This is a genomic window from Streptomyces sp. NPDC026522 (assembly GCF_055567555.1).
Genome location: NZ_JBVHQF010000008.1, coordinates 75,074 through 87,788 on the forward strand (window position 1 = coordinate 75,074; position 12,715 = coordinate 87,788).

The window sequence follows — 12,715 nt, forward strand, 5'->3', positions numbered from 1 at the left end:
ACTTCGGTGTCTACCGAAATATCAGGGCCGTCCGCCGCACCCTTCCGCGTCCACGTGAACGCGCGCGCTCAGTTCCAGTCGTCAGGAGTGATTCCCACCAGATCCCGCAAAGCGCGCTCACCGGCCGCGGTCACCTCCAACGCCCGCCCGCCGCCCGCCGGTCGCACCACCCACCCGCGGTCCAGCGCCCGCGCGCACAGTCCCGCCCCGGCAAGACCGCCCAGGTGGCGACGGCGCTCCGTCCAGTCCAGGCAGGAACTGGCCGCCGGCCGTCGACCCGCGGGTGCCAGGCCCACACCCGCCTCGGCGCACCACTGCCGACCGGCCTCCGTCAACTCGAAGACGCCCTCAGTGCGGAGCAGCCCACGGCGCTCCATCGCGTCCGTCACCGCCATCCCCAGGCGTCCCGCGAAGTGGTCATGACAGGTACGGGCCCGAGCCAGCGGGTCGGGCGCCGCGACCACGGGCACCGCGTGCGCCGCGTCCCGGTCCGGCACCGCGTACGAGGCCAGCTCGTCGAGGAGGCGGGCCGTCGCGGCGTCGGCGATCCGTACGTAGCTGTGCCGCCCCTGCCGCTCCGTCACGCAGAGACCCGCCTCTGTCAGGCGGGCCAGATGGCCGCTCACGGTGGACGGTGCCACCGAGGTGATCCTGGCCAGCTCCCCCGCGGTCCAGACGCGTCCCTCCAGTAGCGCCATGCAGATGGCGGCCCGCGTCTCGTCGGCCAAGGCCGCGGCCAGCGCCGCGAGGCGCGCGGCCGGGGCGACGCCCTCTACGGGCGTCCCGCCGTCCGGCGCTCCGTCGCCCGGCGTGGAGGCATGCAATTCAGTCATGCGTCCAAGGATGCCACCTTACTTCGGTAAAGGACGAAAGATGGACCTCCGTGGGTGCCGCTCGCAGTCCCCGGTGCCGAGGCTGCCGTTGTGCGGCAATGCGCAGATCCCGGTCCCGCCGGGCCGGGGTGGCTCCAGTCGTCGCTCCGGGCACCGCGCTCGGGTGCGCTCATGTCTCCCGTGGCCGGAGTGCCGTCGGCGAGCCCTTCTTCCCCACACCGAGCACGAGGGGATGCAGCCAGAGATCGAGGCGGTCGAAGAGCTTCTCGCGCAGGAGGCTCTGCACGAGGTTCAGGCTCCCGACGACCTTCACGTGTTCGTGGCGGTCCCGGATCTCGCGCACCGCTTCGGCCCCGGCGACCTCGTCCAGCAGGGGCGCCCGCCAGCCGCCGAACGGGAACGCCGCGGGGTCTTCGCCGGGCCCCCCGGGTGCTTGCCCGACGAGGTCGAGGTCGCGAACATCTCGATGTGGATGAGGCCCATGACTTGCTCCCGATGAATCGGCTGTGGTCCGTCAAGGGACAGACCTGTAGCTGCCCCCGAACTCATCGCACGCCGGAACCCGCCCCGGGCCGGTCGGTCCCTGGGGTGGGTCGGGTCGGGTCGGGTCGGGCCGGTGGAGCGCGTCAGCCGAGGATGAACGGGAGACCAGCCGCCAGGGTTCCCAGTTCGGCCCTCTCCGCTGCGGTCGGGACGCGACGTCCCGTGCCGACCAGCAGGGCGTCCTCGTCGGAGAGGGAGGCGGGGAAGGCCGCGCCCGCGATCCGCTCCAACAGGACACGCGACCCGGCGAGGCCCTCGGAGGGCGGCTGCGTCGCGTCCGGGAGGTGGGCGACCAGGTCGAGGTGGTGCAGCGTCCACTCCAGGACGTATCCGTGGAGGTAGTCGCCGACGGTGAGCACCTCGTCGCGGGTGGCGACCCGGGCCGTGGGCTCGGCGAGTCCGGCGGCGCGGCCGGCGGCCGAGCCGACGTCGTCGAGGTGGAACCTGAGCAGCCACGGCTCCTCGTAGGCAGCGGCGAGGCGGACGGTCAGCGCGTCGAGCGGGTCCTCGCCGGTCGGTGCCTCGACGAGGTTCCAGTAGGTCGCCGCGTTCCTGGTCGGTTCCGTGTCGGCGGGGGTGGCGAGGGTGATCAGGACGTCCTGGGCATCGATGACCAGGTGGCACACCAGGTCACGTACCAGCCAGCCGGCACAGCCGGACGGCCGGGAGAAGTCCTCGTCCGGGAGTGCGGCGACCGCTGCGCGCAGCGCGGCCCAGGAGCGGGAGAAGAGGTCCACGACCGGAAGCTAGCAGGCGCCGGTTCAACGGCGGTCCGTCCGCCTCCAGATGGCCGCCGGGCCGACGGCCAGGAGGAGCGTCCCGCCCACCCGCCCGTCGTGGTGATCTGCGGGCAGCCCGGGCCGGCCAAGACCGCCTTCGCCATCCGCGCCGCCCCCCGGCCGGACCAACGCCCGCGCCCTCCACCGTGGTGTGCGGGAAGGTTCGAGCGGCGCGTCGGCCACCCCGCAGAACACCTGCTTGACTCTCCAGTGGCTGGAGAGTTGAGAGTGGGCGTCATGAACAGCACGACGCCCCTGTACTCGATCGGGAGCCTGGCCAGCATGACCGGCGTGCCGGTGCGGACGATCCGGTTCTATTCGGACACCGGACTGCTTCCCCCCACTCGGCGCACCGCGGCCGGTTACCGCAGTTATGACACCACGGCGCTGCTCCGGCTCCAGACCATCTGTGTCCTGCGGGATCTCGACGTCGGTCTACCCACCATCCGCTGCGTCTTGGCCGGCGACCTTTCCGTCGCCGAAGTCGCCACCGCCCAAGCCGACGCCATCGATCTGCATATCCGCGCGTTGCGCACCCGCCAGAGCGTCCTGCGCTATCTCGCCCGACGTGGCGCGGGCCCCGAGGAGGCCTCTCTCGTGCACCGTCTCACCCGTCTCACCCGCGACGAACGCCACCGGCTGGTCACGGACTTCATCGACCGCGTGACCGCCGACACCATCGACACCGCCGCCGTCGGTTCTCCGACCGCCGCGCTGCGCACTGCCATCCCCGACCTCCCGGACGACCCGTCCGACACGCAACTCGCCGCATGGATGGAGCTCGCCGAACTCCTCGCCACCGAAGGCTTCCACACGCACATGGCACACTCCGTTCCGGCGGCCGCCGACGAGCAGGCTCTGCCGGGGATCGCCGCCGAGACGGCGGCCGAACTCGTGGCTTTCGCCCGGCAGTCGGTCGCCGCCGCGCGGGAGTCCGGCACGGAGCCGGACAGCGAGGCAGCCGTGGCGGTCACCGACGCCGTCGAGGCACGGGTCGCCAGCGCGCTGGACCGTCCGGTCGGCCCGGAGCTCCGCGAGTGGATGGCGCAGCAGTTCGAGATCGGGTACGCCCCACTCGTCGAGCGCTACTGGCGCCTGGTGTGGACCGTCAACGACTGGCACATCGTCCCGGGCCACCTTCCTTTCCAGCCGTGGCTGGTCCGGGCCCTACGCCGCCCCCGCCCCGACGCGGGTGCGAACACGCCGCGCTGAAGCCGGAGGTGTGAGGGAGTGTGTGGCAACCTCCCGGGACCGTGAAGGAGCGAAACCCTGCCACTACCCGCTCCGCGGCAGCGGTGGAGTGCCGGGGGCGCCGGGGGGGGCCGGGCGTTCCGCGGTAAGTGTGGGCCGGTACTCCGAAGCGTGCCTTGACCAGCGCGCGGAGAGCTCTCTCCGTTCGCCACTGATCGGCCGATGCCCCGCTCGGTTCTCCGCTAGCCTGGCGCCGGTTGCCTCTGGGCTTCAACGACAGGGAAGAGAGCATCGTGACGACCGTCCTCATCGCCGGAGGAGCCGGCTACATCGGTAGCACCGTCGCCTCGGCCTGCCTGGACGCGGGCACCACTCCGGTGATCCTCGACAACCTCGTCCGGGGCCGCCGCGAATTCACCCGTGGCCGCATCTTCTACGAGGGCGACATCTCAGACGGCGCGCTGATCGACAGGATCTTCTCGGAGCACCCGGACATCTCCGCCGTAGTGCACTGCGCCGCCCTGATCGTGGTGCCGGAGTCCGTAGCGGACCCGATCGGCTACTACGAGGCGAACGTCAGCAAGAGCCTGGCCTTCGTCGGCCACCTCCACCGCAACGGCTGCGACCGGATCATCTTCAGCTCCTCGGCCTCCATTTACCGGGCCGAGGACGGCTCCCCCGTCAACGAGGACTCGCCGCTGGCGCCGCAGAGCCCCTATGCGCGGACCAAGGCCGTCTGCGAGGAGATGTTCGCCGACATCGCCGTGGCCGGGCCGCGCGTACTGTCGCTGCGGTACTTCAACCCGGTCGGCGCCGACCCCCAGCTGCGGACCGGTCTGCAGCTCAAGCGGCCCAGCCACGCCTTGGGCGTACTCATCCGGGCACACCAGGAAGGCCGCCCCTTCCCGATCACCGGTACGGACTACCCCACGCGCGACGGCACGGGCATCCGGGACTACGTGCACGTCTGGGACCTCGCCGCGGCCCACGTCGCGGCGATCGAGCGCTTCGACTCCATCCTCACCGCCTCGAAGCGCTCGATCGCGATCAACCTCGGCACCGGCTCCGGCACCACCGTCCGGGAACTGTGCGACGCGTTCAACCGGGTAGTCAGCACGCCGCTGGCCACCGTGGACGCCGACCCGCGCCCGGGGGACGTCGCCGGCGGCTACACCAAGAGCGACCGGGCGGCCGAACTTCTGGGTTGGACACCGGAGCTGTCCCTGGAGCAGGGCATCCGGTCCGCCCTGGAGTGGATCCCGGTGCGCGACGGGCTACTGCAGGACTGACCCGCTCTCTTCGCCCTTCCGCCGGGTCGCTCCGGCCGGGACGAAAGCCGGCTCCGCGGCGGGCAGGTAACGCACGCGGCGGGTGCGCGCCGTGCGGGTTCCGCCGCGGTCCGCCGGGGCGCCCCGGAGCACGGCCGTCGGTTCCGGGGCGAGGCGGCGGCCTCGGCGCGGGTACCGGCCGTGCGCCGCATAGCGGCTCTCCCGGGACCGCCCGGGTGCGGCCATGGGGCCGGAAGGAGACGTCATACGGCCTGTGGGGTCCAGCATGCGGCAGCCGGCGCCGTTCCGGGGGCCGGGCCGGCCCCCGGGTGACCGCGGTGGCGGCCTGCTCGGCCGGCCCGGTGCTACGTGATCCGTCACCGTACTGGTCGCCCCTTCTGGTCAGCCTCGGCAGGCGGTCACGCCTGCTGGCCCGGGTCGAGCCCCATGCACAGGGCGTGAAACCCATCCGGGACCACACCCGGCAAGCTTCAAGACGACGGATCGCGGCCTCGGCCCGGCGGGCTGGCACGCCAGTGCCTTTCCAGCGGTGGCCGTCGTCATTCCGCCCCGAGCCCCTCTCTGGTCGCCGGTGACGGCGCGGCCCGAGTCGCGGCCGACGCCGGGTACACCGACCAGTCACACCTGCACCGTGACGTCATGACGTTCACCGGGGCAACCCCCACGACCATGGCCGACGAGCTGTTCCTCGCCGTTGACCACATCGCATGGCCCAGCCGCTGAAATCGCGGTGCGGGCCGCAGCTCTACTGGGCCGGGCGGCAGTCCCGGGTAGTTCGCGCTTGGTGGTCCGGGAGGAATCACTCGGCGGGCGCGTCGTCCCAGCACTCTCCGGTGCGGCCGGCCGGCCAGCAGCCGCACCGACTTCGGCCTACGACCAGCGTTCGGTGCGGAATACGGCGTGGTGCTCCGTGCTGCGCTTGGGCGGCGCTGGTGGCCGGACGCCGCCCATCGAGAAGGGCGTGACCTGTCCTCGATGAGCGGCTTCATGGCCGGCACCGCCTACCGTCTGCTGCCGGCCTGACGGGCCGGTGTCACTTCAGGTGCCGCCCGAAGAACCGCTCCCCGTCCTCCACCTCGAACCACGGGGTACCGACGTGGCCGCCCAGATTGGCGTGCAGCGTCTTCTCCTTGCTGCCGAAGGCGTCGAACAGGTCCAGGGCCCGCTGCCGGGGGTTCCCCTCGTCGTCCCACTGCAGCAGCAACAGCAGCGGAACGGTCACTTGCCGGGCCTCCTCGCGCTGGGCGCGAGGCACGAAACCCCCGGCGAAGAAACCGGCGGCCGCGATGCGCGGCTCGACCACGGCGAGGCGGATGCCGACGGCCGTCCACCCCGAGTACCCGACGGGGCCGCCGATCTCGGGCAGCGCAAGGAGGGCGTCCAGGGTGGTCCGCCATTCCGGGACCGCCTTTTCGACCAGCGAGCGGACCAGGTCCTCGAAGATCTCCTCCACGGGTTCGCCGGCCTGCATCGCCCGGCGGAGGTCGGCGCGAGCCTGCTCGTCGGCGGCGGAACGGGGCCGGTCACCGCACCCGGCGGCGTCGATGGTGGCCACGGCGTATCCGTTCGCCGCGCAGTGCCGGGCCCGGGCCACCAGCCGGGATTGCTTCCTGGGGAGGCCGTTGTTGTGGGCCATGAGGATCAGCGGGACCGGTGCGGCGGATTCAGGCGTCCACAGGGTGCCGGGGATTTCGCCGAGGTGGAATTCGCGCTCGAGGACGCCGTCGTCGAGGCGCTGTGCGGAAGTGAATTGCATGGTCGTGCCTTTCGGGAGTGCACAGAACGGCGCTCCCGGACGACCTATCGCCCGACCGTGACCCCGGAGGGGAGCACCCATGTCGATACTGCGTTCACGGGTACCACCTCCTCATTCTCTCGCACGGCCCCCGGAAAAGTAACAGTGGTCGCCGTGGTCCGCCAAACGGGTTTTCGCGGAGGCTCCCTACACCACGCTCCCGACGACGTCCGCCGCATCAGGACGCCCATCAGCAGCGCCGAGAACCGCTCCCGGAGGGGATGGCGGCCGACCAGCTCGCGCAGTTCGGGTACGACCGCATGGTGGCCCCCGAGCAGACACCCGGCCCCGAGCCGGTGCTCCTCCAGCCGGACCGCGCCAGCTGCGGGCCGCCAGTGCGAACGGCCTCGCGGACGAACTCCAGTCACCCCTCCGACCCGCCAACATCGGACTCAGTCGCTCCAGGTCGAAGCGCCGGACCGGACTATCCACCCTGCTGCGGCTGAGCGCTCCGGTCGACCCGTCCCGCCCGCTGGAGGGCTGAGAGGTAAGGGGGCGTCACGCCCCCTCGCACTACAGCCGTCCACCGATGCGATCACCGGGCGCGTCGTACAGGGCGGTGGGGATGTTCTCCTCGGCTGCCCCGACCACATCCAAGGGGCGCGGCGGAGGTACGGCTGCGCAGCACGTCCTGGCTCGTCGCGGCGGGGCGCCCGACTTCCGACGGAAGGTTCCGTCGTACCGGTTCGCCGCCTGCCGGCCCGCGTTGCTGTGCCCCGGCCCGGCATCAGGGGCGGCCCAGTAGCGCCGCGCCTGCCGCGGTGTCCGCACGAGCGGTGAAGAAGTCGGTGAACGCGGCGACGAATTCCTCCTCGCTGATCCGGCCGTCACCATCCCCGTCCAGCTGCCGGAAGGCGTCGTTCAGCTCGGCGGGGTGGACGCGCGGGCCCCCGAACAGGACCCGGTACTCGTCCGCGCAGAGGTGCCCGCTGCCGTCCGTGTCCGCGGTCCGGAACAGGACGCGTACCGCCGGCTTGAGTCCCTGGTCGAGGTAGTCCGGATCCCCGTCGATGCCCTTGAGCATCGCGGACACGAACTCGGCGCAGTCCACCGTGCCGTCGCCGTCCGTGTCCATGCCCGCGCGCAGTTGCTCCCACCAGGACTCGAAGGCGGCGTAGAGCCGGTCCTCGCGCTCGACGGGAAGCTCCAGTTGCCAGCACACGTTGTGGACCATCGCCTGGAGGTCGGCGGAGTCCACCTTCCCGTCACCGGTCTGGTCGAGCACCTGCCGGAAGAACGCCTCCAGCCGCGCCGGGCGGGAGTCGGCGCTACGGGGCCGGGGCAGCCGCGGAGCCGCTGCGGGCCGCCGCGAGGCGGGCTGCTGAACGTCGCCGTCGTCGGAGTGGCCGCGGTAGCGCAGGCGGTCCGGCAGGCGGGTCATGACCTGGCGCATGCCGCGGTGCAGCGTCCAGGAGAGTGCGGCGGCCCTGCGGGTCCGGGGTGTGCCGAACCGCTCGTGCCAGGCCGGCGGCAGGTCCGCGACGGTCAGGCTGGTCAGCACGCTCGCGGCGACGGCGCGCAGCAGCGGCCAGGCCGGCCGTAGCCGTCCGAGTCGGCGGGGTGCGGGAGCCTCGCGCAGCATGTCGAAGAGGAGGTAGCGGACCTGGTCACCGAGCTCCAGGACCTCGCGGACGGTGCGGTCGACGTACGCGGGTACGTCGGCGGCGGTCGCCGGGAGGGCCTCACCGGGGATGCCGAGGGCCTCGCAGACATCCTTGAACTCGCCGTACAGCACGTCGAGCTCGGGCGGTGCCAGCGGATCGCCGGACAGCTCGCGCATGGCGGTCATGGCCTCGTACAGCGTCAGCATCACCCACGCACGGACCTCCGGATCCTCGGCGCTGTACGGACGGCCGGCGTCGTCGGTGCCGCGGATCCGGCGGTGCGCGCGCTCCAGCCGGGCGATCTCGCGCTGCCTCTCCTGGGGTCCGGCGAAGAACAGTCGACTGCCACTGTCCATGGTGTGCTCGATCCGCCGCCACGGGTGGGCCCGGTAGGTGGAGTAGCGGGCCGTGCCGGCCGCCACAGCGGGGTGCGCCGTCTGCAGGACGAGCAGCCGCCAGGCCACCAGCCCGATGCGCCATTCCCCGAGGGTCTGACGCAGCAGGCTGTCGGGCGCGGGCAGAGACGTAGGCGTCGACGTAGGCGTCACACGGTGCTCCTGAGGTGCGGGGACTTGGGCCAACAGGAGTACAACGCCAGACACACGGGGAGGTTGCGGCGAGCGGCCCCATCACAGACCCCGTCACAGATCCGCCGCCGAACACCGCCCATGATTCGGTCACGAAGCGTCAAAGGATTGGGGGCCAGGCAAAGCGTTCGACATCAAGCGACAAAGATCCTTGTCCTGTGCATGACCTCCCGATGGGATCACGTGAGCCGTTACATGCGGCTCCACCCCACACAAGGAGCACTCATGCGCATACCTCGCCCCAAGCTCCGCGCCACGGTCGCCGCGGCAGGGGCCACCGCCCTCGCCTCTGCCGCCCTGGTCGCCACGCCTCTGAGCGGGGCCGCCTCGGCTGCCCCCGCCGTCGGCGGGCAGGTCAAGCCCGTTCCGGCCATCGCCGGACACCAGTTGGTCCGTGCCGTCGGCAGCCCGCTGTCCACGGAGCAGTGCCAGGCGAAGTGGAAGATCGCCTGCTACGGACCGCTGCAGTACCGCCAGGCGTACCACCTGGACCCGCTCTACCAGGCCGGCATCACCGGCAAGGGCCGGACCATCGTGATCGTGGACTCCTTCGGCTCGCCGACGATCCAGCACGACCTGGACGTGTACAGCAAGCAGTTCGGCATGCCCAGCAGCAAGGTCGAAGTGGTCAAGTGGGGCAACGTCCCGGCCTGGGACCCGAAGAACGCCGACATGACCGGCTGGGCCGGTGAGTCGACGCTCGACGTGGAAATGGCCCACGCGATGGCGCCGGACGCCAAGATCGTGCTGGTGGAGACGGCGGTGGCGGAGACCGAGGGCGTCACCGGTTTCCCCGAGATGATGTCGGCCGAGAAGTCCCTGATCGACCGGGGCATCGGCGACGTCATCACCCAGAGCTTCGGCGCGACCGAGAACACCTTCCCGGGCTTCGACAAGGGTGACTTCTCCAGCCTGAAGGATCTGCGGTACGCCTTCAAGGCGGCGGCCGCCCACGATGTGACCGTCCTCGCCTCCTCCGGTGACGGGGGCGCCACGGACTCCACGGCGGACGGCAGCGGTTACTACAAGGAGCGCGTCAACTCCTGGCCCTCGTCCGACCCGCTGGTCACCTCGATCGGCGGCACCCAGCTGCACCTCGACGACCAGGGCAACCGCCTCAGCCCCGAGAGCGTCTACAACGACAACGGAGCGGGAGGTGGCGGCCAGTCGCACGTCTTCGGGCGGCCCGCGTTCCAGAACGGCGTCCGCGGCGTCGTCGGCAATCGGCGCGGCACCCCGGACATCTCGATGGCCGCCGCCGTCAACGGCGGGGCGTGGGTGTATTCCAGCTACGACCCGACCGCGGTCGGCTGGGACGTGTCCGGCGGCACCAGTGAGGCAGCGCCGCTGTTCTCGGGCATCGTCGCCCTCGCCGACCAGGCGGCCGGCCGCCGGATCGGCAACCTCAACGAGGCGCTGTACTCGCTGTACAAGGACCAGGGCTACAAGCCGTCGAGCGGTCTCGTGGACGTCAACGACGGTACGAACAACAGTTATGCGGGCGTCACCGGCTACACCGCGGTCAACGGTTACGACATGGCGACCGGCCTCGGAACCATCGACGCGGCGCGCTTCGTCCCGGCGCTGGCGCGGGCGAGCCGCCACTACTGATCACTGGGCCGATCACGCGCACGGCGCCGCCCGGTTCTCCGGGTGGCGCCGTGCGCCTGTCCGGCGTGGCACGGGCCTCCTCCAGTGGAGCCCGTGCCACGGCGAGCTGCGCGCCCGGCCGCGGCCCGGTCAGCGGTCGATTCTGGTTGCCGGTGCGCCCGCGTCCACGGGGGTGGGAACGGTCGAGTCGTCGTGAACTCGGCCCGCACAAGGCCGTACGGCGGCGGGCGGGAGTCGGGGGGGACCCTCGGGGGCGCCTGACCACCAAGCCGAGCCGACGCACCGGTCGCACAACGGCGACTCAGGCGGGTGCTACCGGAACTGGTATGTGCTGAACGTGGTTTCGCGAGCGGCACAGATCCGGCTGGGTCGTGCGGTACCGACGCGAGTCGCCAGGTACCGCACGCGCGGTTGTCGTCAGGCGGGGAGGAAGAATCCGGTCACGTCGGCGAGGAGGCCGTCCCGGTGTACCGCGCTGCTCACGCCCGTCATGAAGGTCTCGCCGTCCGGGCCGATCTGGGTCCAGCGGGCGAGTGACCGGTCGTGGTGGTCGAGGACCTCCTCTATGCGGAAGCGGTGCCCGGGAAACGCTCCGGCGAACCCTCCCATGTACGCGTCCAGTGCGGCCAGACCGCCCACCTCGGTCCCGGGGTCGCGGTAGGTGACGTCGTCGACCGCGACCGCGCCGAGCGCGGTCAGCCGCATCGACGGGTCGGCCGACCAGCACGCGGCGTAGTCGTCCCAGAGCTGCTGTTGGTCACTCATCGCTGTTCCTCTTCGTTGGCTTGATCGGGTGTCTTGGTCTGCCTGGCACCGATCGATGCCAGGGCTCCGTCGGTGATGGTGTGCAGTTTGGCGGTCCCCGTACCGGACCGGACGAGCACCAACAGCCCCTGATACAGCGCCAGGAGCTGGGCGGCCGACTCCTCGACGTCGAGTTCCGCGGACAAGCGCCGCTGGGCGCGGGCGCGCGTCAGCGCGTCGGCGAAGCCGGATTCGATCGTCTCCAGCCCCCGGCGTACGCCCGGCGTCGCCTGCGGAACGCTGAACGACTCCACGGCGGTGTTGGTGAGCAGGCACCCTGGATCGGGCTCGGTGCCGGTGCCGGCGCCGGTGTCGAACGCCGAGGTGAAGAACGAGCGGATACCGGCCACGGGGTCCTGGGCGTCCCGCAGGTGGACCTGGACCCTGACCTCCACCACCCGCTCGTTGTAGGCGTCCAGGGCCTCGCTGAACAGGCCTTCCTTGCTGTTGAACGCCCGGTACAGGCTGCCCGGGTGCATTCCGGTCGCCTCTTCGAGGTCGCGCAGCGAGGCGCCGAGGTATCCGCGACGACGGAACAGACGCATAGCCGAGGCCAGCACCTCGTCGTGGTCCCATACCTGTTTGCGGCCCATCAGCGCTCCCCGTAGTTGAACGATCGCTCACAAAGTAGCACACGAAGATCCCCGGACTCACCGACGCCGGCGCGCGCACTGAACACAGCCGGGGTCAACCGAGCCGTCCACTGGCCGAGCGAGGGGTTCTGACGATGTTTCCGTTGGCCGCCGGTCCGGGCGAAGGACCATCCGAGCAGCCGCACCACGCTCGGGTAGCGACGAGGGCCGCCTCGCGGCCGAGGCCCGCGAGCGGTCTCGCTCTGCCCCGTCACCGCCCTTGCCGCTATGGCCGGGCGCGCCGCTGAGCGGTGCCGTCGTCCGATCCGCCGGTGTGCGTGTCCCCGGGCTTGGCGGCCCGGACGGTGGCGGAGTACATGCCGTCCGCGACCGCGTGGGTCGGGGTGATCTCGATGTCCGTGAACCCGGCGGCTTCAAGTCCAGCGCGGTATTCGGTGAAGGAGAGGGCGCCCGCGATGCAGCCGGCGTAGTCGCCGCGCTCCGCACGCTGAGCGGGCGTGAGGGCGTCGTCGGCGATGACGTCGGAGACGCCGATCCGGCCGCCGGGGACCAGGACCCGGTGGGCCTCGGCGAAGACCGCCTGCTTGTCGGTGGACAGGTTGATGACGCAGTTGGAGATCACCACGTCGATCGTCGCGGCGGGGAGGGGGATGGCCTCGATGGTGCCCTTGAGGAACTCGACGTTGGTCGCGCCGGCCTTCCGCTGGCTGGCCAGCGCCAGGGCGAGCATCTCCTCGGTCATGTCCAGCCCGTACGCCTTGCCGGTGGGGCCGACCCTGCGGGCGGAGAGCAGGACGTCGATGCCACCGCCGGACCCGAGGTCCAGGACCCGGTCACCTGCGCTCAGGCCGGCGACCGCGAGGGGGTTGCCACAGCCCAGAGACGCGGCGACGGCCTCGGCCGGGAGTTCATCGCGCTCGCCGTCGGCGTAGAGGGCGGAGCCCAAGGTTTCGCCGACCTCGATCGCGGCCGGCCCGCAGCAGGCGCCGCCTCCTCCGGCGATCCGGACGGCCGCCGCGGCGTAGCGCTGACGGACCGTCTCGCGCAGATCGGGTGACTGCTTGCTCATCAGCTTCACTCCTCTAT

12 protein-coding genes and 1 pseudogene are annotated in these 12,715 nt (G+C 71.4%); 4 read left to right on the forward strand and 9 right to left on the reverse strand.

Annotated elements, in window-relative coordinates:
* Positions 1-68: 68 nt before the first annotated feature.
* The 3 genes from ACZ4M3_RS21460 to ACZ4M3_RS21470 all read right to left on the reverse strand — a co-directional run bounded on the left by ACZ4M3_RS21460 (position 69) and on the right by ACZ4M3_RS21470 (position 2,113).
* The gene (locus ACZ4M3_RS21460) at positions 69-833 is read right to left on the reverse strand and encodes an ArsR/SmtB family transcription factor (protein ID WP_467734889.1); all 765 of its coding nucleotides are present in this window, start codon (positions 831-833) and stop codon (positions 69-71) included.
* Between the two features lie 169 nt (positions 834-1,002).
* On the reverse strand, positions 1,003-1,176 hold the full coding sequence (locus ACZ4M3_RS21465; protein WP_467734891.1) for a dihydrofolate reductase family protein: 174 nt from the start codon (positions 1,174-1,176) through the stop codon (positions 1,003-1,005).
* A 283-nt stretch (positions 1,177-1,459) separates the two neighbouring features.
* Complete coding sequence (locus ACZ4M3_RS21470) at positions 1,460-2,113, reverse strand: maleylpyruvate isomerase N-terminal domain-containing protein (protein WP_467734893.1); 654 nt, start codon at positions 2,111-2,113, stop codon at positions 1,460-1,462.
* Positions 2,114-2,392: 279 nt separating this feature from the next.
* On the opposite strand from ACZ4M3_RS21470, the gene ACZ4M3_RS21475 reads away from it, so the two are divergent.
* The 3 genes and pseudogenes from ACZ4M3_RS21475 to ACZ4M3_RS21485 form a co-directional block, all read left to right on the forward strand.
* Positions 2,393-3,367 (forward strand): MerR family transcriptional regulator, encoded by a 975-nt coding sequence (locus ACZ4M3_RS21475; protein WP_467734895.1) that lies wholly within the window; start codon positions 2,393-2,395, stop codon positions 3,365-3,367.
* A 272-nt stretch (positions 3,368-3,639) separates the two neighbouring features.
* Entirely contained in the window at positions 3,640-4,635 is a 996-nt protein-coding gene (gene galE, locus ACZ4M3_RS21480; RefSeq protein WP_467734897.1) for a UDP-glucose 4-epimerase GalE, read from the forward strand.
* Positions 4,636-5,196: 561 nt separating this feature from the next.
* Positions 5,197-5,358 (forward strand): annotated as a pseudogene (locus tag ACZ4M3_RS21485) (AraC family transcriptional regulator); the annotation flags it as partial.
* 310 nt (positions 5,359-5,668) lie between these two features.
* On the opposite strand, the gene ACZ4M3_RS21490 reads toward ACZ4M3_RS21485, so the two are convergent.
* The 3 genes from ACZ4M3_RS21490 to ACZ4M3_RS21500 form a co-directional block, all read right to left on the reverse strand.
* Positions 5,669-6,391, reverse strand: coding sequence for a dienelactone hydrolase family protein (locus ACZ4M3_RS21490; RefSeq protein WP_467734899.1), 723 nt, complete (start codon positions 6,389-6,391; stop codon positions 5,669-5,671).
* A 44-nt stretch (positions 6,392-6,435) separates the two neighbouring features.
* A complete protein-coding gene (locus ACZ4M3_RS21495) occupies positions 6,436-6,798 on the reverse strand; it encodes a BTAD domain-containing putative transcriptional regulator (RefSeq protein WP_467734901.1) in 363 nt (120 codons plus the stop codon).
* Positions 6,799-7,157: 359 nt separating this feature from the next.
* Entirely contained in the window at positions 7,158-8,582 is a 1,425-nt protein-coding gene (locus ACZ4M3_RS21500) for an oxygenase MpaB family protein (protein WP_467734903.1), read from the reverse strand.
* 264 nt (positions 8,583-8,846) lie between these two features.
* On the opposite strand from ACZ4M3_RS21500, the gene ACZ4M3_RS21505 reads away from it, so the two are divergent.
* Entirely contained in the window at positions 8,847-10,232 is a 1,386-nt protein-coding gene (locus tag ACZ4M3_RS21505; RefSeq protein ID WP_467734905.1) for a S53 family peptidase, read from the forward strand.
* A 417-nt stretch (positions 10,233-10,649) separates the two neighbouring features.
* On the opposite strand, the gene ACZ4M3_RS21510 is transcribed toward ACZ4M3_RS21505, so the two are convergent.
* From ACZ4M3_RS21510 to arsM, 3 genes are all read right to left on the reverse strand, one after another.
* Positions 10,650-10,997 carry a nuclear transport factor 2 family protein gene (locus ACZ4M3_RS21510; protein WP_467734907.1) on the reverse strand — a complete coding sequence of 116 codons (348 nt, stop codon included), beginning with the start codon at positions 10,995-10,997 and terminating at the stop codon, positions 10,650-10,652.
* Positions 10,994-11,629 (reverse strand): TetR/AcrR family transcriptional regulator, encoded by a 636-nt coding sequence (locus ACZ4M3_RS21515; protein WP_467734908.1) that lies wholly within the window; start codon positions 11,627-11,629, stop codon positions 10,994-10,996. Before ACZ4M3_RS21515 ends, ACZ4M3_RS21510 begins: the two co-directional genes overlap by 4 nt.
* A gap of 265 nt (positions 11,630-11,894) precedes the next feature.
* The gene (arsM, locus tag ACZ4M3_RS21520; RefSeq protein WP_467734910.1) at positions 11,895-12,698 is read right to left on the reverse strand and encodes an arsenite methyltransferase; all 804 of its coding nucleotides are present in this window, start codon (positions 12,696-12,698) and stop codon (positions 11,895-11,897) included.
* Between the last annotated feature and the right edge of the window lie 17 nt (positions 12,699-12,715).

Excerpts from the sequence above, each read along its gene's own strand:
- ACZ4M3_RS21510 (WP_467734907.1), bottom strand. The coding sequence starts at position 10,997 with ATGAGTGACCAACAGCAGCTCTGGGACGACTACGCCGCGTGCTGGTCG.
- ACZ4M3_RS21460 (WP_467734889.1), bottom strand. The coding sequence starts at position 833 with ATGACTGAATTGCATGCCTCCACGCCGGGCGACGGAGCGCCGGACGGC.
- ACZ4M3_RS21475 (WP_467734895.1), top strand. The coding sequence starts at position 2,393 with ATGAACAGCACGACGCCCCTGTACTCGATCGGGAGCCTGGCCAGCATG.
- ACZ4M3_RS21490 (WP_467734899.1), bottom strand. The coding sequence starts at position 6,391 with ATGCAATTCACTTCCGCACAGCGCCTCGACGACGGCGTCCTCGAGCGC.
- ACZ4M3_RS21505 (WP_467734905.1), top strand. The coding sequence starts at position 8,847 with ATGCGCATACCTCGCCCCAAGCTCCGCGCCACGGTCGCCGCGGCAGGG.
- arsM (WP_467734910.1), bottom strand. The coding sequence starts at position 12,698 with ATGAGCAAGCAGTCACCCGATCTGCGCGAGACGGTCCGTCAGCGCTAC.
- ACZ4M3_RS21515 (WP_467734908.1), bottom strand. The coding sequence starts at position 11,629 with ATGGGCCGCAAACAGGTATGGGACCACGACGAGGTGCTGGCCTCGGCT.